Raw genomic sequence first — 23,011 nt, forward strand, 5'->3', positions numbered from 1 at the left:
CGCCCGCTCACGCCCCCTCGTCCTTGTCCTTCCCCCGCCAGGGCAGACGTCCCTTGATCTCCGTTTCCAGCGAGAAGCTGAGGAAGGTCCGGATGAGCACGATGGCGGCCAGCAGGCCGACGCTCTCGTAGGTCAGGGGCGCGCTGACGGTGGAGATGATGTCCGCCCCGACCAGGAGCTCCAGGCCCAGCAGGATGCCGCGCCCGAGGTTCGCCCGGTAGCGGTCGTATCCGCCGACGAGGCCTTGCGGGTCGCGCAGGTAGGCGAAGGTGGCCACGACCGCGCCCGCGACGATCACGGAGACGCCGGCCAGCTCCAGGCCGAAGGAGGCGTAGTCCAGCGCCGATCTGGCCGTCCCGATCATCACGTCCCCTGGGCGCCGGGCGCAGCCCCCGCGACCCGCGCCGCGGCGGCGGCCGGCGTCATGTTCTCTGCCGGAGTCATCGCCCTGCGGAGCGGCCGGGCTTCCGGTCTGTTCCCGCGATCACGGGATCGGCATCCGCCGGGTCGGCTCTGCTCGTCCGACACGGCTTCGCGGCGGCCGCGCAACCTAGCGACGGCTCGGCGATTGGTGCAGGAAGAGCAGAGTAGCAGCCATGCGGACGCCAGGTAGAAACCCGTGTCGAACGCTCCCGCGTCCATAGCGCCTCCGCGCCGGTCACGTCGGCTGACGGCGGCGGACTACCAGGCCCTCGGCGCGTTCCGGCACGCCCTGCGCAAGTTCCTGGCGTTCAGCGAGGCCGGGGCGCGGGCCCTTGAGCTGACGCCCCAGCAGCACCAGGCCCTGCTCGCCATCCGGGCCCACGCCGGCCCCGGCCCGATGTCCATCGGCCAGCTCGCCGACTGCCTGCTGATCAAGAACCACAGCGCCGTCGGCCTCGTGGCCCGGCTGGTCGAGCGCGACCTGGTGATCCGCGAGACTTCGCCGGGCGACCGCCGGCGGGTCATCCTGCGGCTCACGCCTGCTGCGGAGGCCAAGCTGGAGACCATCTCCCGGAGCAACCTGGGCGAGCTCAACCGCGCCTCGGACGTCTTCCGGGAACTGCTGGGCGCCCTGCGCCAGCTGGACGCCGAGGGCCTCTGGACCGACGGGTCGGAGTCCCGCCCGGGGTCCTGAAACGCGCCGCGCCCCGGCCTCACACCAAGTTCAGTTGCCTCGATTGATCGCTCCACGATGTTTATGCGTTTCCGGTGGAGCTATGGAGGCAAGATGAACGGCAAGGCGGTCCTGGTGGCGCATGCGGACAGGCAGTTCCTGGATGATATCGTCCCGACGCTGAGCGATCTCGGATACGACGTCGTCGGGCCGGCGAGGTCGGCTCGCGAGGCCCTCGCCTATGTGGCTCAGACCGGCGTCGAGCTCGCGCTGATCGGGGAACGGCTTGCCGGCGAGCGCGACGGTCGCACGCTGGGCCAGGCGCTCCGCGCCAACTGGGGCGTCTGCTGCGCCTATCTGAAGGACCGCGCCGGGACCGCTGCATGATGGAGTCCGCCGAGGGGCCGGTGATCGCCTGCATCGACGGATCGAGCTATCTCGGCAGCGTCTGCGACCATGCGGCGACCCTGGCGGCGCGCCTGCGCGTGGGCGTGGAGCTGCTTCACGTCGAGGAGCCCCCCGCCGACCGGCACGGCGGCGCCGGCGGGCCGCCGCGCCCGCACGGTCCGCGCCGCAGCCTCAGCGACCCCGTGGTCCGCGACGCCGCGGCCCGCCTGTCCGAGAACGGCGCCCAGGTGCAGGAGCTGTTCACCGCCGACGGTCCCTTCCTGCCGATCGCCGCGCGGCTCTCCCGCACCGCCAGCTGCGTGGTCGTGGGCCGCCGTGGGCTCTCCTCCGAGCGCCAGTCCTCCGGCCTCGGCGACAACATCGAGCGTCTGCTCCGCCACCTGGAGCCGGCGGTCTGCGTCGCGCCCAAGCTCCACCTGCCAGGCCGTCGCGCCCTGATCCTGTTCGACGAACGTCGCCCCACCCGCGGCTACGCCGGCTTCCTGGCGAGCCACCCCCTGCTCCACGGGCTCTCCTTCGACGTGGCTTCGGTGCCGTCGGACGATCCGGGTGGCGGTTCGGCCTGCGAAGGTGTCGTGGAGACGCTGGCGCAGTACTTCGCCGATCACCGGTGCGACCTGATCGTCGCGCCCCGTTCGGTGTTCCTCGACCCGGCCGGCGACCTCACGGCGCTTGGCGAGGCGCTCTCCGCCTGGCGCGTGCCGATCCTTTTCCCGCCCCGCTTCGACGCCTAGCGCCGAAGCGGGCCAGGCGCCGCCTCAGCTGCCCGGCAGGGCGTAGGCGATCAAGGCGTCGCCGATGGGCGTCTCCATGAAGTGGTGTCCGCCCGCCATGATCACCACGTACTGGCGGCCGTTCGCCTCGTAGGTCATCGGCGTCGCCTGCCCGCCGGCGGGCAGCTCGTCCTGCCACAGGACCTTGCCCGTGCGCAGGTCGATCGCGCGGAAGACGTTGTCGGTCGTCGCCGCGAGGAAGACCACGCCGCCGGCCGTCACCAGCGGTCCGCCATTGTTCGGCGTCCCGATCGTGATCGGCAGGCGCGAGGCGATGCCGAACGGCCCGTTCCGGCGCGCATCGCCGATCGGCCGGTCCCACAGGGTCCGTCCGGTCCGCAGGTCGATGGTCCGGAGGCCGCCGTAGGGCGGCTGCTTGCAGAGCAGCTTGGTGAAGGGCATCCGCCAGCCGGCGTTGACGTCGATGGCGAAGGGCGTTCCCGCCTGGGGATCGCCGGCCCCCTCCGCGCCCGAGCCCATGCCGCCGCCGCGAGCCTCCCCGCGGGGCGCCCAGCCCTTGCGGTCGGCTTCCGCCCTGGGCACGAGCCGGTTGTAGTTGGGCATGTCGTTGTAGTTCGCCACGATCACGCCGCGGACCGGATCCACGGCCACGCCGCCCCAGTCCGACCCGCCGTTGTAGCCGGGATACTGGATCCAGCGCCGGTCGCTCGTCGGCGGGGTGTACATGCCGCGGTACTCGGCCCGCCGGAACTGGATGCGGCAGGCCATCTGGTCGATCGGCGACATGCCCCACATGTCCTTCTCCCGCAGGTCGGCCTTGGCCAGGGTGTGGTAGGCGGAGAACGGCTGGGTCGGCGTGCGCTGCGCCGGCTCCACCCCGCCCTGCGGCACGCGCCGCTCCTCGACCCGCGTCAGCGGCCGGCCGGTCCGGCGGTCGAGGATGTAGATGTCGCCCTGCTTGCTGGCGAGCACCAGCGCCGGCGTGGAGCCCCCCGCCGCCGGGAAGTCGACGAGCGTGGCCTGGGACCCGAGGTCGTAGTCCCAGACGTCGCGGTGCACCGTCTGGAAGCGCCAGACGGGCTGGCCGGTGGTCACGTCCAGCGCCACGAGGGCGGTGGAAAAAAGGTTCTCCTCGGGCGAGCGGTCGCTGCTCCAGTAGTCGACGGCCGAGTTGCCCATCGGCAGGTAGACGAGCCCGAGCGCCTCGTCGCCGGAGGCGATCGTCCACATGTTCGGCGTGCCGCGGGTGTACATCCCGTCCGGCCCGACCGGCGCGGTCTGGCCGGGGCGGCCGAGGTCCCAGGCCCAGCGCTGCTCGCCGGTGCGCGCGTCGAAGCCCTGGATCACCCCCGAGGGCGCGTCGTTCTTCTGGCCGTCGAGGACCTGGTGTCCGGTGACCACGACGCCGCGCACGATCACCGGCGGCGAGGTGATCGAGACCATGCCGGGGACCACGGGCCCCATGCCCACCTTCATGTCCACCTGCCCGCCCCGCCCGAAGCCGGAGCAGGGCCGGCCGGTGTGCGCGTCCACGGCGATCAGGCGGCCGTCGAGGGTGCCCTCGATGATCCGGGCTGCGCACTCGGCGCCAGGCTGCGCGGCGGTGTCGGCGAAATAGCTCACGCCGCGGCAGGCGGCCGTGTACGGGATCCACTCCTGCGACACCTTGGGATCGTAGCGCCAGCGCTCCCGGCCGGTGGCCGCGTCCAGCGCCATCAGGATGTTCGTCGCCGAGCAGAGGTAGAGGGTGTCGCCCACCTTCAGCGGCGTCGTCTCCGCGCCGTACTTGTTGTCCTTCATGTCCTTGGGCAGGTCGCGCGTGTGCGCCACCCAGAACCGCTCCAGCTTGCCGACGTTGTCGGGCGTGATCTGGCCGAGGGGGGAATAGTGGCGGGCGCTCTGGGTCCCGGCGTAGGCGGGCCAGTCGCTGCCGGCGGCCAGAGGCGATGGATCCGCCATGCTCTGCACGGCGGCCGGCAGGCTCCGGGGAGCCGGCCCCCGGCTGGCCAGGGCGACGGTGACCCCGCCGGCCACCAGCAGCGCGGCCACCGCGGCGAGCCCTCCGAGCGCGATCTGGCGGCCGCGACGGCCGTCGCCCAGCAGCGGGGCGGCGGCGAGCACCAGCGCCAGGAGGACCAGCGGGCCGGCCAGCCGGGGCACGAGCGGCCAGCCCTGCAGCCCGACCTCCCACACCGCCCAGGCCAGGGTGGCGAGGAAGACCGCGACATAGATCCACAGCCCGAGCAGGTTGCGGCGCATGATCATCACGCCGGCCACGCCGACGCCGACGCCGGCCGCAAGGTAGTAGTAGGAGCCGCCGAGCACCGCCAGCCATAGCCCGCCGGCGGCCAGTATGATCCCGATCAGGAGGAGGAGTCCTCCCAGGGCCAAGGCCGCCCACGCACCTGGCGTGCGCGAAAGCCCGGACGCGCGTTCCCTCATCCCGCCGCTCCCTTTTTATCTGTCATCCTGTGGAGAACCGAGCGGCGCCGTGAGCGTTCCCTGATAACCTCGCGCCGCGAGCAATTGTGAACTTGGAACCCCTGGAGGCTCCGGCTGTTCGGAGTTCGCCGGGTTCAGGAACCGTCAGCCGTGCTCCCCGAGGACGCCATCCCCTATTGCGGCCCACCGCCCACGCCGGCCGGCCTCGCCGCCAGCTGGAACCTCGACGTCTGGGTCCTCGCCTTCCTGGCCGTCGTGTGGGCGATCCACCGGCTGGCCCGGAACCCGGAGCGCGGCGCCGACCGGTACGCCGTGGCCGGCGTCGCGGTCCTGGCGCTGGCCTTCGTCACCCCGCTCTGCGCGCTCAGTTCGGCCCTGTTCTCCGCGCGCGTGACGCACCACGCCCTGCTCTTGGTGGTGGCGGCCCCGCTGCTGGCGGCCGCCCTTCCCCGCCTGCGCCGCGGCCTCCTGGCGGCGACGGTGATCCAGGCGCTGGTCATCTGGTTCTGGCACGCCCCCGCGCCCTACGCCTGGGCCCTGGCGGGCGACGCCCGCTACTGGCTGATGGAGGCGACCCTCCTCGGCGCGGCGGTGGCCTTCTGGTCCGCTGCCAGGGCCGCCCATCCGCTGGCCGCCGCCGGAGCCCTGCTGGTCTCCATGATGCTGACCGGCCTGCTCGGCGCCCTGATCACCTTCGCCGCCCAGCCGCTCTACGGGCCGCACCTGGCCACCACCTTCGCCTGGGGACTGGACCCGCTGGAGGACCAGCAGCTCGCCGGCCTGATCATGTGGGCCCCGATGGCCCTGGCCTATCTGCTGCCGGCGCTCGCGCGCATCGGCCGCTGGCTGGGCGCCGCCGAGCGCCGGCCCGAGGCGGCGGCGTGATGCTGGAGCGCGTGCGGCGCTGGGCCCGGGGACATACCCGCGAGCGGCGCTACTCGCCGGTCGGCGTCGCCTTCCACTGGACCGTCGCGGGGCTGATCCTCTTCCAGTTGTGGTGGGGCTGGCGCACCGGCCGCCTGCCGGTGGGCTACGACAAGCTGGAGGCCTACGAACTGCACAGCCAGGTCGGGCTGCTGATCTTCGTGCTCACCCTCGCGCGGATGACCTGGCGCATCCTGATCCCGGGGCCGCGGAACGACGCCGACAAGCCCGGCTGGCAGAGCACGGCCGCCCACCTGACCCACGTGACCCTCTACGTCTGCCTCCTGGGCCTGCCGCTCAGCGGGTGGGCGATGCTCTCGGCCACGGCGCGCGAACAGGGCCTTTCCGTCGCCGGGGTCGCGCCCTGGCCGCTGCTGCCGCTGGCCGGCCTCTCCGAGCCCCACCGCTGGGCGATCGAAGCCTGGGCCGAGCAGGTGCACATGGTCCTCATCGTCGGGCTGCTGCTGCTGATCCCCATGCATGTCGGCGCCACGGTGAAGCACGAGTTCGTCGACCGCGACGACGTGCTCAGGGGGATGCTGCCGGGGGTGCGTCGGCTGGAGCGGTTCGTGGCGGCAGGGCCGCGACGTATCCGGCAAGCGTTCGCATCTGTTCGTCGGTGAGCCCGCGGGAGGCCGCCGCCATCAGGCCCAGCGGATCGTTCCGCCGCTCGCCCTTCCGCCACCGCCGCAGCTGCTCGACCACATAGGCCTCCGGCTGTCCGGCGATCGGCGGGTTGCCGAGCCCGACGCCGGCGCCGTCCTCCCCGTGGCAGGCGGCGCAGGCGGCCTGCCCCGCCCGCGGTCGCCGGAACAGCGCCTCGCCCCGCGGGTCCGGCGCCCGGGTCGCGCCGTCCGCCGCCGCCGGCAGCCCGGCATAGTAGGCGGCGACCGCCGCGCGGTCGGCCGCGCTCAGGGCCTCGGCGATCGGCCCCATCACCGGATCGGGGCGGCGTCCGGTGGCGTAGTCCTCGAGCTGCTTCTGGAGATAGCCGACCGGAAGGGCGGCCAGCCGGGGGCTGAACGCCCCGTCGCCCTCGCCGCCGAGGCCGTGGCAGGTGAAGCAGGCGCGGGTCGCGCCGGCCGGTCCGCCGCCCATGGCGATCACCTCGCCCGTGGCGGTGAACGGGGAATGCGGGGCGGCGGCCGGCGCACAGCCGGCCAGGGCCATGACGGCGCAGGCGGCCGCGAACGGCGCCGCGCGACGTGCGTGACGGCGCAGAAAGCCCATCAGCTTGGAACACGATGCAAGCTGAGCGGTTCCCTCCAGGCAGGGAGCGTGGCGCTGCCGCCGCGCGCTGGGGAAAGACGGGGACATGCGCCATTGGAGCGCGCCGGGGCCGATTCTCGCGCTGGCGCTGACGACCGGCGGGTTGGGCGGCTGCGGCGACACGAACGTCAGCCCGGCGCCCGTGGCCGGCGGAGACCCCGGCCGCGGCCGGACGGTGATCGCGGACCTCGGCTGCGGCGCCTGCCATGTGATCCCGGGCGTCGCCTGGCCCCGAGGGCGCGTGGGCCCGTCGCTGGAGGGGTTCGGCGACCGCTCCCTGATCGCCGGGCGCTTCCCGAACCGGCCTGACATCCTGATCCGCTGGGTGCGCGACGCCCCGTCCCTTTCGCCACAGACCGGCATGCCCGCCATGCCCCTGACCGAGCCGGAGGCCCGCGATGTCGCAGCCTACCTCTATACGCTCGACGCTCGCTGAGGCGCTGCGCGGCTGGCCGCCGCCGCCGCTCGACCCGGCGGGGCCGATGGGCGGCGTGACCGCCACCCTGAGCTGGGTGCTCTTCGGCATGGGCCTGGCGGTCATGCTGATCGTGTTCGGCGTGCTGGCGGTGGCGCTGTTCGGCGGCGAGCGGTGGCGGGCGCGCCTGGCGCGGGAGCGGGTGATCTGGATCGGCGGCCTCGCCTTCCCGGTGGTCGTGCTGACGGGGATCCTCGTCTACGGGCTCACCGCCACCCAGCAGCTCTCGCAGCCCTCCCAGCCCGGCGAGATGCGGATCCGCGTCACCGGCGAGATGTGGTGGTGGCGTGTCGCCTACCTCGACGGCCAGGGCCGCCCCATGATGCTCGACGCCAACGAGCTGCACATCCCGGTGGGCCAGCCTGTGACCCTCGAGCTGGAGGCCGCCGACGTGATCCACAGCTTCTGGGTCCCGCGCCTGGGCGGCAAGCTCGACATGATCCCCGGCCGGCGGAACATCCTGCGCCTGCAGGCCGACCGGCCCGGCGTCTTCGCCGGCCAGTGCGCCGAGTACTGCGGCGGCCCGCACGCCCTGATGGGCTTCGTGGTGGTCGCCCATCCGGCGGACGAGTTCCAGCGCTGGCGGGCCGCGCGGCTGCGCGGACCCGCGCCGGCGGCGACCCCGCTCGAGGCGCGCGGCGCCCAGCTGTTCGGCCAGGCGGGCTGCGGCGCCTGCCACGCGATCGCCGGCACGCCCGCCAACGGCCTGGCGGGGCCGGACCTCACCTATGTCGGCGCGCGCCGCTCCCTCGGGGCGGGCATCCTCGCCAACAACCAGGGCGCCCTCGCCGGCTGGATCTCGGACAGCCAGGCCATCAAGCCGGGGAACCGCATGCCGCCGTACAAGATGCTGGCGGGCGAGGACCTGCGCGCCCTCGCGGCCTATCTGGCGAGCCGCCGATGACCTCGGAAACCGGCTTCGACCCCAGGCTGTTCGACCGCTTCCCGACGGAGGGGCCCAGGCCCGCGGGCGAGCTGGAGGAGCTCGAGCGGGTCTGGCGCGCGCCCACCGGCTGGGGCCGGCTCACCGTCGTCAACAACAACTACATCGGCGTCTACTACGTCGGCGCGGCCTTCCTGTTCTTCGTCCTGGCCGGCGCGCTCGCGCTGGTGATGCGCGTCCAGCTCGCCCTGCCGCTGAACGGGGTGCTGCCGCAGGAGACCTACAACCAGGTCTTCACCATGCACGGCACGGTCATGATGTTCCTCTTCGCGGTGCCCGCCGTGGAGGCGCTGGGCGTGCTGCTGCTGCCCCAGATGCTGGCGGCGCGCGACCTGCCGTTCCCGAGGCTGTCGGCCTACGCCTTCTGGGCCTACCTGGTGGGAGGGCTCTGCTTCTTCGCCTCGATCTTCTTCGGCCTCGCCCCCGACGGCGGCTGGTTCATGTACCCGCCGCTGACCAGCAAGGCCTTCTCACCAGGGATCAACGCCGACTTCTGGCTGCTGGGCATCGGCTTCATCGAGATCAGCGCCATCGCCGGCGCCATCGAGATCATCGTGGGCGTGCTGAAGACCCGCGCGCCGGGCATGACCCTCGACAAGATGCCGATGTTCGCCTGGGCCATGCTGGTCTTCGCCGCGATGATCATCATCGGCTTCCCGGCGATCATCCTGGGCACCCTGCTGCTGGAGCTGGAGCGGGCGCTGGGCTGGCCGTTCTTCGACCCGCTGCTGGGCGGCGACCCGCTCCTGTGGCAGCACCTCTTCTGGTTCTTCGGCCATCCCGAGGTCTACATCATCTTCCTGCCGGCCGCGGGGCTGATGTCGATGATGGTGGCGACCGTCGCGCGAACGCCCCTGGTCGGCTACCGGCTCGTGGTCCTCGCGCTGCTGGCCACCGGCTTCATCAGCTTCGGGGTCTGGGCCCACCACATGTTCGCCACCGGGATGCCGACCATCTCGGTCAGCTTCTTCTCGGCGGCCAGCATGGCGGTCAGCGTGCCCGCGGGGGTCCAGGTCTTCGCCTGGATCGCCACCCTGGCCGGCGGCCGCATCCGCTGGACCACGCCCGCGCTGTTCATCGTGGGGTCGATGGTCGTCTTCGTCATGGGCGGCCTGACCGGCGTGATGGTGGCGATGGTCCCCTTCGACTGGCAGGCGCACGATACCTACTTCATCGTCGCCCACCTGCATTACGTCCTGATCGGCGGCATGGTCTTCCCGCTGTTCGCCGCCTTCTACTACTGGACGCCGATGATCAGCCGCCGGGCGCTCTCCGAGCGGGTGGGGCGCTGGGTGTTCGGCCTGATGTTCACCGGCATGCACGTGGCCTTCCTGCCCATGCACCTCACCGGCCTGATGGGGATGCCGCGGCGGGTCTACACCTACCTGCCCGGCCGCGGCTGGGAGCTGCCGAACCTCATGTCGACGGTCGGCGCCTTCCTCCTGGCCGCCGGCGTGCTGCTGTTCATCGTCGACCTCGTTCGGAACTTCCGGTTCACGGCCGGCGACGAGGCCGGCAACGTCTTCGGCGCCGGCACCCTGGAGTGGCTGCCGACCGGCCTCTACTCCACCCGCTCGATCCCCCGCGTGCAGGGCCGCTATCCGCTCTGGGATGACCCCGACCTGTCGCGCGACGTGGAGGAGGGCCGCTACTTCCTGCCGCGCACGGCCACGGGGCTGCGTGAGACCATCATCACCAGCCCGCTGCGGGCCGAGCCGCAGTACGTCCAGAGCATGCCCGGCCCCTCGGCCTGGCCTGTGCTGGGCGCGGTGTTCACCGCCGGCTTCTTCCTGCTGCTCACCATCCAGGCCTACTGGCCCGGCGTCGTGAGCGGCGTCCTGGCGGTGATCTGCGTCCTGCGCTGGATGTGGGAGACCGACCGGCCGATGCCGGCCACGGACATCGACATCGGCGCGGGCATCCGCGTGCCCACCTACGTCACCGGCCCGGCCAGCCACGGCTGGTGGGCCATGGTCGTGCTGCTGACGGTCGCCGGGATGGTCTTCCTGATGGCCGGCTTCAGCTACGTCTTCCTCTGGAGCCGCCGGCCGGACCTGTGGATCGACCCGCCGGCGCTCGCGTGGCTCGCCGCCATCGTCGCGGCCTACGCGGTCTCCGCCGGCCTGGCCCTGGCCGCGCCGCGCCTCGGACGCCGCGGACACGGGCGGCTTTGGGGCCCGCTGCTCATGGGCCTTGCCGCGGCGCTCGCGCTCTCCGCCTGGGCCGTGGACCTCCAGACCTGGACGGCGGCCGGCCTGCGCCCGTCGGCCAGCAGCCAGGGCGCGACGGTCTTCGCCATTCTCAGCTGGCAGGCGGTGCTCCTGGCGACGGGGCTGCTCATGGCCGGCTTCCTCGCCGCGCGGGCCGTCGCCGGGGTCATGCACCCGTCCCGCCCCGCCAGCCTGGACACGGTGTCGCTGTTCCTCGTCTTCACGGCCGCCCAGGGCGCCCTCGGCGTCCTGCTGGTGCGCCTCTTCCCGGGGGCCGGGTGACATGCGCCCCTGGCTGTTTCTGCTGGGGCCCCTGGCGATCTGGGCGACCCATTTCATGGGGGTCTACGGCATCGCCAGCGTCGCCGACGTGGTCGCCCGCCCGGACGACCCGGCGGCTCTGATCGCGACGGGCGCCTTCACCCTCCTATGCGCGGCCGGCGCGGCGCTCATGTTCGTCGCGGCCCGCCGGCTTCGATCGGCTGACGAGACCGACCGGTTCGTGCGCTCTCTCAGCAGTCTGGGCGCCGTCGTCGCCCTCGTGGCCATCGTCTGGCAGGGGCTCCCCGCCCTGGTCGGCCACTAGGGAGGACGGCGTGGGCGGGCTCGGCGCGATCCTGGGCGGCGGCGACTCCCTCTGGATGTCGGCGGCCATCTTCCTCCTGGCGGCCGTCGTCGTCTGGCGCGCCGGCACGCGGCTGGCCGGCTACGCCGACCGGTTCGCCACCGCCACGGGTCTCAGCGGGGCGCTCGTCGGCCTGCTGCTTCTCGGCGGCATCACCTCCCTGCCCGAGATCTCCACCTCGATCACGGCCGCCGTCGGCGGATCGGGCGACCTGGCGGCCAACAACCTGGTCGGCGGCGTGGCCCTGCAGCTCGTCGTGCTGGCGCTCGTCGACATCCTGGTCGGGCGCGAGGCGCTCACCTCGATCGTGCCTCGCCCCGACGTGCTCGCCTATGCGGCCATGAACATCGGCCTGCTGATGCTGATCGCCATCACCATATCGGCCGGCGACGTGGACCTGTTCGGGACCCGGGTCGGCGCAGGCTCGGTGCTCATCCTCCTGGCCTACGCCGCGTGCCTCATGTCGGCGGTGGCCATGAACCGGGGCGCGACGTGGCGGCCGGCCGACGCGCCCGCGCCGGACCGGTCCGAGACCGAGGACCGCCAGGACGACGCCGGCTCGCCCGCGAAGCTCGTCCTGCTGCTGGCGGTCACGGGCGCGGTGATCCTGGTCGGCGGATTTCTTCTCACCCGCTCCGGCGAAAGCCTCGCGGAGCGCACCGGCCTCGGCGCCAGCTTCTTCGGGGCGGTGTTCCTCGGCGGCGCGACCTCCCTGCCGGAACTGTCCAGCGCCATCGGCGCGGTGCGGCTGAAGCGGCCGCAGATGGCGATGGGCGACGTCCTGGGCGGCAACATGTTCAACCTGGCGCTCCTGGGCCTGGTGGACGTCTTCTACCGGGAGGCTCCGGTGCTCGGCACGCTCGGTCCCTTCTCGGTGGTGGCCGCCTGCCTGGGGGCGCTGATCTGCGCGGTCTACGTCGTCGGCCTGGTGGAACGGCGCGACCGCACGGTCCTGCGGATGGGCTTCGACAGCGCCGCGGTCCTGGCCATCTACGGGATCGGTCTGGTGGTCCTGTTCCTGCTGCGGAACGCAAGCTGAAGATCACGCGGGGAGGCGACCTGGACGAGCAAGCCGCCGACGGCCCGGGCGAGCCGTCAGCGCGCCGCTCGCGCCCCTTCGATCAGGGCATCCAATAGGGGTGCGCGCCGTAGGGGCCGTAGTAGGCGTACAGGCCGTCGCGGAGCGCGGCGTCGTCCCAGCCGCTGAGTTCCTCGCGGTCGATGGTCGGCGCGTTCTCGAGCTGGTCCTTGGTGCAGGGGATCACATAGCCGCGCCTTTCGACATCGTAGCGAAGCATGCGCCAGGGTACGGGGTGGTAGCGGGCGCCCAGTCCGAGGAAGCCGCCGAGGCTCAGGATCGCGTAGGCCACACTGCCCTCGACCTTTTCGAGGGCGACGTCCTCCACCTGCCCGATCTTCTCGCCCTCCGCCCCGTAGACGTCAGCGCCGCTCACCCGTCCTGCGGGAATGAGCGGGTGCTCCGGCTGTCCGGCCGAATAGGACCGTCGTTCCTCGCGGATTGTGGATTGGTCTTCCATCGAACTGTCCTCCCTTGGGCCACGCCCGCCGGCTGGTCCGGCGCACGCCCGATTCGAACGCAGGCGCCTCCCGGAACGGCCAGCGCCAGCCGAGGTTCTGACACTCAGCCCTCCGATGTCTGCCAGGCGCGCGCCCACCGCGCCCTGGGGCGGCCAGGAGGGGCGACCTGCGTGACGCAGCACGCCTCGATCAGTTGGGTGGTGCGGACGGTGGGGCTCGAACCCACACTCCCTTTCGGAAAGCAGATTTTCGTACCACTTCGGCTTTCGCCGCCGCCGCTCGGGCGTTCGTGGTCTGGACTATCCCTTCGCCATGCCCCGGAACCCGGGGTTTAGGCGCCGCCCGTCTAGTCTCTACACCTTCCCGGGGGAGCCCCCGGGCTTGGCTCGGGATCGGCATGCCATCTGGCGACAGCTTTCCCCGAATTTGAGCGGTTCTACGCCGCGGATTTCCCCGCGGGCACTCCAAAGAAGTCTGCTGCGTCTACCGGTTTCGCCACGTCCGCATCGGCCGCCTTCCTGCCATAGCGGAGCGTTTCGGGCGAGGGCGCAGGTTCCGCTTACGTGAAGGTTGAACGACTCTCCCGTCCGGGAAACACAATGCGCCCCGCCGGAACGGCGTTCGGGGAGGATATCCGTGGGGAAGACCGCAAGCCGGCTGGGCCCGGGCGCCGTGACGGCCATCTGCTTCCTGATCGCCGCCATCGAGGGCTACGACATCCAGGCCTTCGGCGTCGCCGCGCCGCAGCTCGTCCCGGAGCTCGGCCTCGCCGCCGACCAGCAGGGCTGGGCCGCCAGCATCGCCATGGTCGGCCTGGTCATCGGCGCCTTCGCCGGCGGCTGGCTCGCCGACCGCACGGGCCGCAAGCCGGTGCTGATCGCCTCCGTGGTCGGCTTCGGCCTCTGCTCCATCTGGACCGGGCTGACGCACGACTACGAAAGCCTGCTCGCCGCCCGCTTCGTCACCGGCCTGGGCTTCGGCGGCGCCCTGCCCAACCTGATCGCCATCGCCAGCGAGATCAGCCGCCCCGAACGGCGCGGCGCCACCACCAGCGCCATGTTCTGCGGCATGCCGGCCGGCGGCGCGGCGGTGTCCCTGGCGGCCCGGATGATGGGCGAAGGCCTCGACTGGCGGACGGTGTTCATCGCCGGCGGGGTGATCCCCCTGCTGCTGGTGCCGGTGATCGTCTTCCTGCTGCCGGAGACCCGGCCGCCGGCGCGGCCGGACGCCGACCGGCGCGTCCTGCACGGCCTGTTCGGCGAGGGCCGGGCAGTCCCGACCCTGCTGCTCTGGGCCGCCAACATCCTGACCCTGCTGGTCCTCTACCTGATGCTGAACTGGCTCCCGTCTCTGGTGGTCGCCAAGGGCCACACCGCCGCCGACGGCGCGGTCGCCTCGCTGCTGTTCAACCTCGTGGGCGTGGCGGGCGCCCTGCTGCTGGGCCTGGCGGTCGACCGCGCCGGCTTCCGCTGGTCGCTGCTGGTCGCCTACGCCGCGCTCGCCGCCGCCATGTTCGCCCTCGGCCGGTCCGAGGACGTCGGCGCGATCCTGGCGCTGTCCGCCGCCGCCGGCTTCCTGGTCCTGGGCGCCCAGTACGCCCTCTACAGCCTGGCCCCCATGCTCTACGACCCCGCCGTTCGCGCGGCCGGGGCCGGGGCGGCGGTGGGCTTCGGCCGGTTCGGCTCGATCATCGGCCCGCTGCTGGCGGGCGAGCTGCGCCACGTCGGCTGGTCGGCGGGCCAGGTCCTCGACGCCATGGCGCCCGTGGCCGTGGCCGCCGGGCTCGGCGTCTTCGCCCTCACCTTCCTCGGCCGGCTCCGGCGGGACTAGCCGGGCTCCCCGGCTGACGGCGCGAAGCGGGCCACCAGGTCGTAGGCCTCGCCCGGGAAGGTCAGCCGCACATGGGTGATGCGGTCGGCCCCGCGCCAGGTCCGCCGCTCCAGCACCAGGCAGGCGGCGGTGGGCGCGATCCGCAGGGTCCGGGCCATGGCGGGCGCCACATTGGCCGCGCTGATCCGGTGCTCGGCCTCGGTCCAGGGGATGTGCGCCAGGAGCCAGCCGCCCGGCGCGGTGCGGGCGAAGTCCACCTCCGCCGCCTCCGGCGCGGCCCCCAGGTTGATCAGCCGCTCCTCGAGCGCGAAGGGCGCGCCGCCGGCCCGGTGCAGGCAGCGCAGCGCCAGCACGCGCGCCGCCTCGTCCAGCCCCAGCGCCGCGCAGTCCGCGGCGCTCGCCCGCCGCTCGGTCCGCGCCAGCAGCTCGTAGCCGTAGGTCTCGCCGCGGCCGGTCACCTCGGCGGCGATGTCGGGGATGTCCAGCACCGCCGAATGGATGCGCGGGCGCGAGACGAACGAGCCGGCGCGCCGCCGGCGCACGATCAGCCCGTTCTCGGCCAGCGGCGCCAGCGCCTTGTTCACGGTCATCCGCGAGCAGCCGTACTGCGCCATCAGCTCGTGCTCGGCCGGCACCCGGTGGCCCGGCGGCCAGGCGCCGGAGAGGATCCGGTCGGAGATATCGGCGCGGATGCGCTTGTGCAGGGTGGCGTCGCGGACGGTCATGCCACGAGCCTCGCCAGCGCCTGGCGGTAGCGCGCCTCGATCGGCTCGCGCGCCCGGTGGCGGCCGCCCTGCACCACGTGCTCGCCCGCCCGCCAGACGTCGGCCACCGCCGCCCCGCCGGCGGCGAACACCCAGCTGTCCAGCCAGCGGTCGCCCGTCCGCCCGGCGAGGTCCGGATGGTCGGGCGAAAGCGCCACGATGTCCGCCGGCCCGCCCTCCGCCAGCCCCTCGGTCTGAGCCGAGCCCAGCGCCTGCGCGCCGCCCGTCAGCGCGCGGCGGTACAGGTCGCCGCCGGTGGAGCGGCCCTCCCCCCCGGCCAGGACGTTGCGCGCCCGCAGGCCCAGCCGCTGGGAATACTCCAGCATCCGGAGCTCCTCGGCCGCGTCGATCCGCACGTTGGAATCCGAGCCCACCCCGAACCGGCCGCCCTCGGCGAGGTAGCCGTCCGCCGGGAAGATCCCGTCGCCCAGGTTGGCCTCGGTCACCGGGCAGAGCCCCGCCACCGCGCCGCTCCCGGCCAGCCGGCGGGTCTCCTCCGGCGTCATGTGGGTCGCGTGGACCAGGCACCAGGCCTCGCCGACCTCGAAACGGTCCAGAAGCCAGTCCACCGGCCGGCTCCCCGACCAGGCCAGGCAGTCGTCGACCTCGCGCACCTGCTCGGCGATGTGGATGTGCACGGGCCCCTCGCCCAGCCCGGCCACCGCGCGCAGCTCGTCCTCGGTGACCGCCCGCAGGCTGTGCGGCGCGACGCCGACCACCGCGTCGCCCAGCGGCCGCACGGCGGCCCGCGCCGCCTCCACGAGCCGGGCGTAGCCGCCGGCGTCATGGACGAACCGCGCCTGCGCCGCCGTGGGCGCGGCCCCGCCGAACCCGGAGTGGGCGTAGAACACCGGCAGCAGGGTGAGGCCGATTCCCGTGGCCTGCGCCGCCGCCGCGATCCGGGCCGACATCTCCGCCGGATCGTCGAAAGGCCGCCCGCCGGCGTCGTGGTGCAGGTAGTGGAACTCGCCGACCCGGGTGAAGCCGCGCTCCAGCATCTCGGCGAAGGCGAGCGCCGCCACCGCCTCCAGCTCCTCCGGACCCAGCCTCTCGACGAAGCGGTACATCAGCTCCCGCCAGGTCCAGAAGCTGTCGCCCGCCGGGCCGCGCATCTCGGTGAGACCGGCCATGGCCCGCTGGAAGGCGTGGCTGTGCAGGTTGGGCAGGCCGGGCACGGCGATCCCGTGGCGCGCCGCGCCGCCCGCCTCGACGCCGGTTTCCAGGCGCGCGATCCGGCCGTCCGCCACCGAGATCCGGACGTCGCGCGCCCAGCCCGCCGCGGTCAGCCCGTGTTCGAACCAGAGCGTCGTGACCATGGCTTATGTCTATACAATTGAGGCGCGGCGGGCTAGGGATTCCGCCTGCTTTGGAGGAGACGACGGTGCGCTGCGACCGGGTCTGGCGAAACGCCCGACTGGCCACCATGGCCCCCGGCCAACCGGGCCTGGGCGAGGTCGGGGACGGCCTGGTCGCCGCCCGGGGCGGTCGGATCGTCTACGCCGGCCCCGCCGCCGACGCGCCCTCGCTGGACCCCGCCGACACCGTGGACTGCGACGGCCGCTGGATCACGCCGGGCCTGATCGATCCCCACACCCACCTCGTCCACGCCGGCGACCGCGCCCACGAGTTCGAGCTGCGCCTGGCGGGCGCCTCCTACGAGGAGATCGCCCGGGCCGGCGGCGGCATCGTCTCCACCGTCCGCGCCACGCGCGCGGCGAGCGAGGCCGATCTGGTCGCCCAGTCGCTGCCGCGCCTCGACGCCCTGATCGCCGAAGGCGTCACCACCGTGGAGGTGAAGTCCGGCTACGGCCTCTCCACCGAGCACGAGCTGAAGCAGCTCCGCGCCGCCCGCGCGCTGGCCGACCGCCGGCCGGTGCGCATCGCGACCACCTTCCTGGGCGCCCACGCCCTGCCGCCGGAGTTCGCCGGCGACGCCGACGGCTACATCGACGTCGTCTGCCGCGAGATGCTGCCCGCCGTGGCCGAGGCGGGCCTCGCCGACGCCGTCGACGCCTTCTGCGAGGGCATCGGCTTCACGCCCGCCCAGACCCGCCGGGTGTTCGAGGCCGCCCGCGCCCTGGGCCTGCCGGTGAAGCTCCACGCCGAACAGCTCTCCAACCTGAACGGCGCGGCCCTGGCCGCCGAGTTCGCCGGCCTTTCCGCGGACCACCTGGAGCACCTCGACGACGCCGGGATCGCCGCCATGCGCGCGGCCGGCATGGCCGCCGTCCTGCTGCCCGGCGCCTTCTACTTCCTGCGCGACACGAAGCTGCCGCCGGTCGAGGCCCTGCGCGCGGCGCGGGTGCCCATGGCGCTGGCCACCGACTGCAATCCCGGCACCTCGCCGCTCACCTCGATCCTGCTGGTCCTCAACATGGGCGCGACCCTGTTCCGCCTGACCGTCGAGGAGTGCCTGCTGGGCGTCACCCGCCATGCCGCCCACGCCCTGGGCCTCGGCGCCGAGGTCGGGACCCTGGAGCCGGGCAAGGCCTGCGACCTCGCCATCTGGGACGTCGAGCGGCCGGCCGAACTTGTCTACCGCATGGGCTTCAACCCGCTCCATGCGCGCGTCTGGAGGGGTGAGTGAGCGAAGTGATGCTGCAGCCGGGCGGGGCGGGCCTCGCCGACTGGCGCGAGATCTACCGCGGGGCGTCCGTGCGCCTGCCGCCGGCCTGCCGGGCCCTGGTCGCCGAGAGCGCCGCCGCCGTCGGCCGCATCCTGGCCAAGGGCGAGCCGGTCTACGGGATCAACACCGGCTTCGGGAAGCTGGCCAGCGTCAGCATCGCGGAAGCCGACCTCGCGACCCTCCAGCGCAACATCGTCCTCTCCCACGCCGCCGGCGTGGGCGAACCCTCGCCGGCCCCGGTGATCCGCCTGATGCTGGCCCTGAAGGTCGCCAGCCTCGCCCAGGGCGCCTCCGGAGTCCGCGTCGAGACCGTGGAGATGCTGGAGACCATGCTGGCCCAGGGCCTGACGCCCGTCGTCCCCAGCCAGGGGTCCGTCGGCGCCTCCGGCGACCTGGCCCCCCTCGCCCACATGGCCGCGGCCATGATCGGGGTCGGCGAGATCGAGGTCGACGGCCGTCGCCTGCCCGCCGCCGAGGCCCTGAAGGCCGCAGGCCTGCAGCCCCTGACGCTCGGCCCCAAGGAAGGCCTCGCCCTCCTCAACGGCACCCAGTTCTCCACCGCCCATGCGCTCGCCGGCCTGTTCGAGGCCGAGCGCCTGTTCCAGGCCGCCCTGGTGACCGGCGCCCTCTCCACCGAGGCGGCCAAGGGCTCCGACACCCCCTTCGACCCGCGCATCCACGCGCTGCGGAAGCAACCCGGCCAGATCGAAGCCGCCGAGGCGCTTCGCCGGCTGATGGCCGGCTCGGCGATCCGCGCCTCGCACCTGAAGGACGACGAGCGGGTGCAGGACCCCTACTGCCTGCGCTGCCAGCCCCAGGTGATGGGTGCGGCCCTCGACGTCCTGCGCCAGGCCGCCACCACGCTCGAGCGCGAGGCCAACGGCGTCACCGACAACCCGCTGATCTTCCCGGAAGCCGACGAGGCGCTGTCCGGCGGCAACTTCCACGCCGAGCCGGTGGCCTTCGCCGCCGACATGATCGCGCTGGCCGTCTGCGAGATCGGCAGCCTCGCCGAGCGGCGGATCGCCATGCTGGTGGACCCGGCGCTCTCCGGCCTGCCGGCCTTCCTGACCCCCCAGCCCGGCCTCAACTCGGGTTTCATGATCCCCCAGGTCACCGCCGCGGCCCTGGTCTCGGAGAACAAGCAGCGGGCCTATCCGGCCAGCGTCGATTCCATCCCCACCTCCGCCAACCAGGAGGACCACGTCTCCATGGCCGCCCACGGCGCCGTGCGCCTGGCCCCCATGGTCCGCAACGCCACGGCCGTCGTGGGCATCGAGCTGCTGGCGGCGGCGCAGGGCTGCGACTTCCATGCCCCCCTGACCTCCAGCGCAGCCCTGGAGGGCGTCCGCGCCGACCTGCGGGCCTGGGTCCCGACGCTGGACCACGACCGCCACATGGCCCCCGACCTGGACGCCGCCTGCGACCTCGTCCGCACCGGCGGCGTCACCGCCGCGGCCGGCCTGCCGCTGCCGGGGATCGCCTGATGGACTGGCTGCAGGTCACCAGGGGCGACGCGCCCCTCGTCGTCAGCTTCCCGCACACCGGGACCGACATCCCGCCCGACATCGCGGACCGCCTCGTCTCCCCCTGGCTGGCCCGCAAGGACGCCGACTGGTGGATCGAGAAGCTCTACGACTTCGCCCCCCGCCTCGGCGCCACGACGGTCCGCACCGCCGTCTCGCGCACGGTCATCGACGTGAACCGCGATCCGTCCGGCGCCTCGCTCTATCCCGGCCAGGCGACCACCGAGCTCTGCCCCACCACCACCTTCGACGGCGAGCCGCTCTACCGGCCGGGCCAGGAGCCCGACGACGTCGAGATCGCGCGGCGGCGCCGAACCTGGTTCGACCCCTACCACGCCGCCCTGGCCGCCGAGCTGGACCGCCTGCGCGCCCTCCATCCGCGGGTGGTGCTCTACGAGGCCCACTCGATCCGCTCGCGCGTCCCCCGGCTGTTCGAGGGCGAGCTGCCCAACTTCAACATCGGGACCAACTCCGGCGCGAGCTGCGACCCCGAGCTGGCCGAGGCCGTCGAGGCCGCCTGCGAGGCGTCCGACTTCTCGGCGGTGGTCAACGGCCGCTTCAAGGGCGGCTGGACCACCCGCCACTACGGCCGGCCCGAGGAGGGGGTCCACGCCATCCAGATGGAGCTCGCCTGCCGCGGCTACATGGACGACCCCGACGCCGCGCCGACGCCCGGGACCTGGCCCACCCCTTGGGACCCCGAGCGCGCCCTCTTCATGCGCCACGCCCTTCACCGCGTCCTCGACGCCTGCCTGAGCTTCGCCCGCTGATGACCCGTTCCGACCCCAGCCGCATCGTCCGCCCCGCCACCGGGACCCAGCTCTCCGCCCGGAGCTGGCTCACCGAGGCGCCCCTGCGGATGCTGATGAACAACCTGCACCCCGACGTGGCCGAGAATCCCGCGGAGCTGGTGGTCTACGGCGGCATCGGCCGCGCCGCCCGCGACTGGGAGAGCTACGACAGGATCGTCGAGACCCTGCGCCGCCTGGGCGACGACGAGACCCTGCTGATCCAGTCCGGCAAGCCGGTGGGCGTGTTCCGCACCCACGCCGACGCGCCGCGCGTCCTGCTCGCCAACTCCAACCTGGTGCCGAAGTGGGCCGACTGGGACCACTTCCACGAGCTCGATCGCGCCGGCCTCATGATGTACGGCCAGATGACCGCCGGCTCCTGGATCTACATCGGCGCCCAGGGGATCGTGCAGGGCACCTACGAGACCTTCGTGGAGATGGGCCGCCAGCACTACGGCGGCGACCTCTCCGGCCGCTGGCTGCTCACCGCCGGCCTCGGCGGCATGGGCGGCGCCCAGCCGCTCGCCGCGGTCATGGCCGGCGCCTCCTGCCTGGCCGTCGAGTGCCAGCCCAGCCGGATCGAGATGCGCCTGCGCACCGGCTACCTCGACCGCGCCGCCGGCAGCCTCGATGAGGCCCTGGCGATCATCGAGGAAGCCACCGCCAAGAAGCAGGCGGTCTCCGTGGGCGTGCTCGGCAACGCCTGCGAGGTGCTGCCCGAGATCCTCGCCCGCGGCGTCACGCCCGACCTGCTCACCGACCAGACCTCCGCCCACGACCCGGTGAACGGCTATCTGCCGAAGGGCTGGACCCTGGAGCGCTGGGCCGCCATGCGCGACCAGGACCCCAAGCAGGTGGAGGAGGCGGCCCGCGAGTCCATGGCCGAGCACGTCCGCGCCATGCTGGAGTTCCGCCGCCGGGGCGTGCCGACCGTCGACTACGGCAACAACATCCGCCAGGTGGCCAAGGACGCCGGCGTCGCCGACGCCTTCGACTTCCCCGGCTTCGTGCCGGCCTACATCCGCCCGCTGTTCTGCCGCGGCATCGGCCCGTTCCGCTGGGCCGCGCTGTCCGGCGATCCGGCCGACATCGCCGCCACCGACGCCAAGGTGAAGGAGCTGATCCCCGACAATCCGCACCTGCACAACTGGCTCGACATGGCCGGCAGGCGGATCAGGTTCCAGGGCCTGCCGGCCCGCATCTGCTGGGTGGGCCTCGGCGACCGCCACCGGCTCGGCCTCGCCTTCAACGAGATGGTGCGCACCGGCGAGCTGAAGGCGCCCGTCGTCATCGGCCGCGACCATCTGGATTCCGGCTCCGTCGCCTCGCCGAACCGCGAGACCGAGGCCATGCGCGACGGCTCCGACGCGGTCTCCGACTGGCCGCTGCTCAACGCGCTGCTCAACACCGCCTCGGGCGCCACCTGGGTCAGCCTGCACCACGGCGGCGGGGTCGGCATGGGCTACTCCCAGCACGCCGGCATGGTCATCGTCTGCGACGGCACCGAGGCGGCCGCGAGGCGCATCGAGCGCGTCCTCTGGAACGACCCGGCCACCGGCGTCATGCGCCACGCCGACGCCGGCTATCCCGAGGCCCTCGCCTGCGCCCGCGACAAGGGCCTCGACCTGCCCGGCATCCTCTAGCCCCCAGACCGCTCGTCCCGACGAAGGCCGGGCCATGCAGGGAACCACGGATTTCACGGATCTCACGGATCGGGGGTTGACTGCGGCGAAGCTGACTGTTCTCGTATTGTTCCGATGCTTCCGAGGCTTGCCGTATGGACGATGTCGGTCATCCACCTCTGCTCCACGCTGACGAGACATTCCAGATCAGAGGCGCGGTGTTCGAAGTGCACACCACCTTGGGGCCTGGGTTTCTCGAGGCGGTGTATCAGGAGGCGCTGGCCATCGAACTTCAAGCGCGCCAGGTCCCCTTCCGGGCTCAGCAGCCTCTGAGCCTCAACTACAAGGGACATCCGCTCCGGCAGACCTACGCCGCCGACTTCATCTGTTTCGACAAGGTCGTCGTGGAGCTCAAGGTCGCCCGGGATTTCGCGCCCGAGCATCGGGCGCAATTGATCCACTACCTTCGGGCGACGGGCCTGAAAGTCGGCCTTCTGGTGAACTTCGGCGCCGTCGAAGCCAAGATCGAGCGCTTCGCGGTCTGATCCGTGAAATCCGTGAAATCCGTGGTCTCCAATCCGGACCTTCGGCGTCGCCGCCACGAATGGGGTTGAGCATGCAGATCCTCCGCGCCGCCGACCGGGTCCCCGTCCCGTGGAAGAACGGCGGCGGCGTGACCCGCGACGTGGCGGCCTTCCCCGAAGGCGCCGGCTTCGACGGCTTCCTCTGGCGGATCAGCATGGCCGAGGTCCGCGCCGACGGGCCGTTCTCGGTGTTCCCGGGCGTGGACCGGGTGCTGGCCGTGCTGGACGGCCGGCTGCGCCTGGAGGTGGCGGGCCTCGCCCCCGTCGAGATCGGACCGGACAGCCCGCCCGCCATCTTCCCGGGCGACGCGCCGACCCACGGTGCGGTGCTCGCGGGCCCCGTCCTCGACCTCAACGTCATGACCCGCCGCGGGCGGGCCCGGGCGCACGTCCGGCGGCTGGACGGCGGCGCGGTCCCGGCCGGCGATCACCTGCTCGTGGCCCTGGAGCCGGCCCGCGCCGCCGGCATTCCGCTGGAGCGCCACGACGCCCTGGCCCTCGAGCCGGCGGACGGCCCGGCCACCCTCGAATCCGGCCGCGCCTGGCTGGTCAGCCTGGAGACCTGAACGGGCCCCTTGACCCTCCCATCATGGGAAGGTCCAT

Annotated in this window: 23 protein-coding genes; 17 read left to right on the forward strand and 6 right to left on the reverse strand. The window is 73.0% G+C overall.

What is annotated here, in order from left to right; translation table 11 throughout:
• Positions 1-7 precede the first annotated feature (7 nt).
• On the reverse strand, positions 8-364 hold the full coding sequence (locus V7Z97_RS14350; RefSeq protein WP_334164117.1) for a DUF1622 domain-containing protein: 357 nt from the start codon (positions 362-364) through the stop codon (positions 8-10).
• 255 nt (positions 365-619) lie between these two features.
• Between V7Z97_RS14350 and V7Z97_RS14355 the strand changes: the two genes are divergently transcribed.
• The 3 genes from V7Z97_RS14355 to V7Z97_RS14365 all read left to right on the forward strand — a co-directional run bounded on the left by V7Z97_RS14355 (position 620) and on the right by V7Z97_RS14365 (position 2,238).
• The gene (locus tag V7Z97_RS14355) at positions 620-1,117 is read left to right on the forward strand and encodes a MarR family winged helix-turn-helix transcriptional regulator (protein ID WP_334164118.1); all 498 of its coding nucleotides are present in this window, start codon (positions 620-622) and stop codon (positions 1,115-1,117) included.
• A gap of 93 nt (positions 1,118-1,210) precedes the next feature.
• Positions 1,211-1,483, forward strand: coding sequence for a hypothetical protein (locus V7Z97_RS14360; protein ID WP_334164119.1), 273 nt, complete (start codon positions 1,211-1,213; stop codon positions 1,481-1,483).
• Positions 1,480-2,238 (forward strand): universal stress protein, encoded by a 759-nt coding sequence (locus V7Z97_RS14365; protein WP_334164120.1) that lies wholly within the window; start codon positions 1,480-1,482, stop codon positions 2,236-2,238. Before V7Z97_RS14360 ends, V7Z97_RS14365 begins: the two co-directional genes overlap by 4 nt.
• Before the next feature lie 24 nt (positions 2,239-2,262).
• Here the strand turns inward: V7Z97_RS14365 and V7Z97_RS14370 are convergent, their stop codons facing one another.
• Positions 2,263-4,629 (reverse strand): membrane-bound PQQ-dependent dehydrogenase, glucose/quinate/shikimate family, encoded by a 2,367-nt coding sequence (locus tag V7Z97_RS14370; protein WP_334164121.1) that lies wholly within the window; start codon positions 4,627-4,629, stop codon positions 2,263-2,265.
• A gap of 201 nt (positions 4,630-4,830) precedes the next feature.
• Between V7Z97_RS14370 and V7Z97_RS14375 the strand changes: the two genes are divergently transcribed.
• Both V7Z97_RS14375 and V7Z97_RS14380 read left to right on the forward strand, forming a co-directional pair.
• Positions 4,831-5,565, forward strand: coding sequence for a cytochrome c oxidase assembly protein (locus V7Z97_RS14375; RefSeq protein ID WP_334164122.1), 735 nt, complete (start codon positions 4,831-4,833; stop codon positions 5,563-5,565).
• Entirely contained in the window at positions 5,565-6,227 is a 663-nt protein-coding gene (locus V7Z97_RS14380) for a cytochrome b (protein ID WP_334164123.1), read from the forward strand. Before V7Z97_RS14375 ends, V7Z97_RS14380 begins: the two co-directional genes overlap by 1 nt.
• Here the strand turns inward: V7Z97_RS14380 and V7Z97_RS14385 are convergent.
• Positions 6,133-6,834, reverse strand: coding sequence for a c-type cytochrome (locus tag V7Z97_RS14385; RefSeq protein ID WP_334164124.1), 702 nt, complete (start codon positions 6,832-6,834; stop codon positions 6,133-6,135). The genes V7Z97_RS14380 and V7Z97_RS14385 overlap by 95 nt on opposite strands.
• Positions 6,835-6,919: 85 nt before the next feature.
• Between V7Z97_RS14385 and V7Z97_RS14390 the strand changes: the two genes are divergently transcribed.
• Genes V7Z97_RS14390 through V7Z97_RS14410 form a run of 5 tightly spaced genes read left to right on the forward strand, consistent with a single transcriptional unit; the run spans position 6,920 to position 12,165 of the window.
• A complete protein-coding gene (locus V7Z97_RS14390; protein WP_334164125.1) occupies positions 6,920-7,309 on the forward strand; it encodes a c-type cytochrome in 390 nt (129 codons plus the stop codon).
• The gene (gene coxB, locus V7Z97_RS14395; RefSeq protein WP_334164126.1) at positions 7,272-8,252 is read left to right on the forward strand and encodes a cytochrome c oxidase subunit II; all 981 of its coding nucleotides are present in this window, start codon (positions 7,272-7,274) and stop codon (positions 8,250-8,252) included. The genes V7Z97_RS14390 and coxB overlap by 38 nt, the downstream gene beginning before the upstream one ends.
• The gene (locus V7Z97_RS14400) at positions 8,249-10,783 is read left to right on the forward strand and encodes a cbb3-type cytochrome c oxidase subunit I (protein WP_334164127.1); all 2,535 of its coding nucleotides are present in this window, start codon (positions 8,249-8,251) and stop codon (positions 10,781-10,783) included. Before coxB ends, V7Z97_RS14400 begins: the two co-directional genes overlap by 4 nt.
• Position 10,784: 1 nt before the next feature.
• On the forward strand, positions 10,785-11,087 hold the full coding sequence (locus tag V7Z97_RS14405; RefSeq protein WP_334164128.1) for a hypothetical protein: 303 nt from the start codon (positions 10,785-10,787) through the stop codon (positions 11,085-11,087).
• 10 nt (positions 11,088-11,097) lie between these two features.
• On the forward strand, positions 11,098-12,165 hold the full coding sequence (locus V7Z97_RS14410; RefSeq protein ID WP_334164129.1) for a sodium:calcium antiporter: 1,068 nt from the start codon (positions 11,098-11,100) through the stop codon (positions 12,163-12,165).
• A gap of 82 nt (positions 12,166-12,247) precedes the next feature.
• On the opposite strand, the gene V7Z97_RS14415 is transcribed toward V7Z97_RS14410, so the two are convergent.
• Positions 12,248-12,664, reverse strand: coding sequence for a PRC-barrel domain-containing protein (locus V7Z97_RS14415; RefSeq protein ID WP_334164130.1), 417 nt, complete (start codon positions 12,662-12,664; stop codon positions 12,248-12,250).
• Positions 12,665-13,301: 637 nt separating this feature from the next.
• Between V7Z97_RS14415 and V7Z97_RS14420 the strand changes: the two genes are divergently transcribed.
• The gene (locus tag V7Z97_RS14420) at positions 13,302-14,495 is read left to right on the forward strand and encodes an MFS transporter (RefSeq protein WP_334164131.1); all 1,194 of its coding nucleotides are present in this window, start codon (positions 13,302-13,304) and stop codon (positions 14,493-14,495) included.
• Here the strand turns inward: V7Z97_RS14420 and hutC are convergent.
• Both hutC and V7Z97_RS14430 read right to left on the reverse strand, forming a co-directional pair.
• The gene (hutC, locus tag V7Z97_RS14425; protein WP_334164132.1) at positions 14,492-15,220 is read right to left on the reverse strand and encodes a histidine utilization repressor; all 729 of its coding nucleotides are present in this window, start codon (positions 15,218-15,220) and stop codon (positions 14,492-14,494) included. The two genes, V7Z97_RS14420 and hutC, sit on opposite strands and share 4 nt — an antisense overlap.
• Complete coding sequence (locus V7Z97_RS14430; RefSeq protein ID WP_334164133.1) at positions 15,217-16,575, reverse strand: formimidoylglutamate deiminase; 1,359 nt, start codon at positions 16,573-16,575, stop codon at positions 15,217-15,219. The genes hutC and V7Z97_RS14430 overlap by 4 nt, the downstream gene beginning before the upstream one ends.
• A 65-nt stretch (positions 16,576-16,640) precedes the next feature.
• Between V7Z97_RS14430 and hutI the strand changes: the two genes are divergently transcribed.
• The 6 genes from hutI to V7Z97_RS14460 all read left to right on the forward strand — a co-directional run bounded on the left by hutI (position 16,641) and on the right by V7Z97_RS14460 (position 22,974).
• Positions 16,641-17,846, forward strand: a complete 1,206-nt coding sequence (gene hutI, locus V7Z97_RS14435) for an imidazolonepropionase (protein WP_334164134.1) — start codon at positions 16,641-16,643, stop codon at positions 17,844-17,846.
• 8 nt (positions 17,847-17,854) lie between these two features.
• Positions 17,855-19,372 (forward strand): histidine ammonia-lyase, encoded by a 1,518-nt coding sequence (gene hutH, locus V7Z97_RS14440; protein WP_334164144.1) that lies wholly within the window; start codon positions 17,855-17,857, stop codon positions 19,370-19,372.
• Positions 19,369-20,181 carry an N-formylglutamate deformylase gene (hutG, locus tag V7Z97_RS14445; protein WP_334164145.1) on the forward strand — a complete coding sequence of 271 codons (813 nt, stop codon included), beginning with the start codon at positions 19,369-19,371 and terminating at the stop codon, positions 20,179-20,181. The genes hutH and hutG overlap by 4 nt, the downstream gene beginning before the upstream one ends.
• Positions 20,181-21,845 carry a urocanate hydratase gene (gene hutU, locus V7Z97_RS14450; protein WP_334164135.1) on the forward strand — a complete coding sequence of 555 codons (1,665 nt, stop codon included), beginning with the start codon at positions 20,181-20,183 and terminating at the stop codon, positions 21,843-21,845. The genes hutG and hutU overlap by 1 nt, the downstream gene beginning before the upstream one ends.
• A 134-nt stretch (positions 21,846-21,979) precedes the next feature.
• The gene (locus V7Z97_RS14455; protein ID WP_334164136.1) at positions 21,980-22,369 is read left to right on the forward strand and encodes a GxxExxY protein; all 390 of its coding nucleotides are present in this window, start codon (positions 21,980-21,982) and stop codon (positions 22,367-22,369) included.
• A gap of 71 nt (positions 22,370-22,440) precedes the next feature.
• Positions 22,441-22,974: a HutD/Ves family protein gene (locus V7Z97_RS14460; RefSeq protein ID WP_334164137.1), complete on the forward strand. Its 534-nt coding sequence runs from the start codon at positions 22,441-22,443 to the stop codon at positions 22,972-22,974.
• Positions 22,975-23,011: the final 37 nt, after the last annotated feature.

Origin of the sequence: Phenylobacterium sp. (genome assembly GCF_036821595.1) — a bacterium.
Classification (GTDB): domain Bacteria; phylum Pseudomonadota; class Alphaproteobacteria; order Caulobacterales; family Caulobacteraceae; genus Phenylobacterium.

Coding starts and splice junctions, on each gene's coding strand:
- V7Z97_RS14350 (WP_334164117.1), bottom strand. CDS start 364: ATGATCGGGACGGCCAGATCGGCGCTGGACTACGCCTCCTTCGGCCTG.
- V7Z97_RS14360 (WP_334164119.1), top strand. CDS start 1,211: ATGAACGGCAAGGCGGTCCTGGTGGCGCATGCGGACAGGCAGTTCCTG.
- V7Z97_RS14365 (WP_334164120.1), top strand. CDS start 1,480: ATGATGGAGTCCGCCGAGGGGCCGGTGATCGCCTGCATCGACGGATCG.
- V7Z97_RS14380 (WP_334164123.1), top strand. CDS start 5,565: ATGCTGGAGCGCGTGCGGCGCTGGGCCCGGGGACATACCCGCGAGCGG.
- V7Z97_RS14385 (WP_334164124.1), bottom strand. CDS start 6,834: ATGGGCTTTCTGCGCCGTCACGCACGTCGCGCGGCGCCGTTCGCGGCC.
- V7Z97_RS14390 (WP_334164125.1), top strand. CDS start 6,920: ATGCGCCATTGGAGCGCGCCGGGGCCGATTCTCGCGCTGGCGCTGACG.
- coxB (WP_334164126.1), top strand. CDS start 7,272: ATGTCGCAGCCTACCTCTATACGCTCGACGCTCGCTGAGGCGCTGCGC.
- V7Z97_RS14400 (WP_334164127.1), top strand. CDS start 8,249: ATGACCTCGGAAACCGGCTTCGACCCCAGGCTGTTCGACCGCTTCCCG.
- V7Z97_RS14405 (WP_334164128.1), top strand. CDS start 10,785: ATGCGCCCCTGGCTGTTTCTGCTGGGGCCCCTGGCGATCTGGGCGACC.
- V7Z97_RS14415 (WP_334164130.1), bottom strand. CDS start 12,664: ATGGAAGACCAATCCACAATCCGCGAGGAACGACGGTCCTATTCGGCC.
- hutC (WP_334164132.1), bottom strand. CDS start 15,220: ATGACCGTCCGCGACGCCACCCTGCACAAGCGCATCCGCGCCGATATC.
- V7Z97_RS14430 (WP_334164133.1), bottom strand. CDS start 16,575: ATGGTCACGACGCTCTGGTTCGAACACGGGCTGACCGCGGCGGGCTGG.
- hutH (WP_334164144.1), top strand. CDS start 17,855: ATGCTGCAGCCGGGCGGGGCGGGCCTCGCCGACTGGCGCGAGATCTAC.
- hutU (WP_334164135.1), top strand. CDS start 20,181: ATGACCCGTTCCGACCCCAGCCGCATCGTCCGCCCCGCCACCGGGACC.
- V7Z97_RS14455 (WP_334164136.1), top strand. CDS start 21,980: ATGGACGATGTCGGTCATCCACCTCTGCTCCACGCTGACGAGACATTC.
- V7Z97_RS14460 (WP_334164137.1), top strand. CDS start 22,441: ATGCAGATCCTCCGCGCCGCCGACCGGGTCCCCGTCCCGTGGAAGAAC.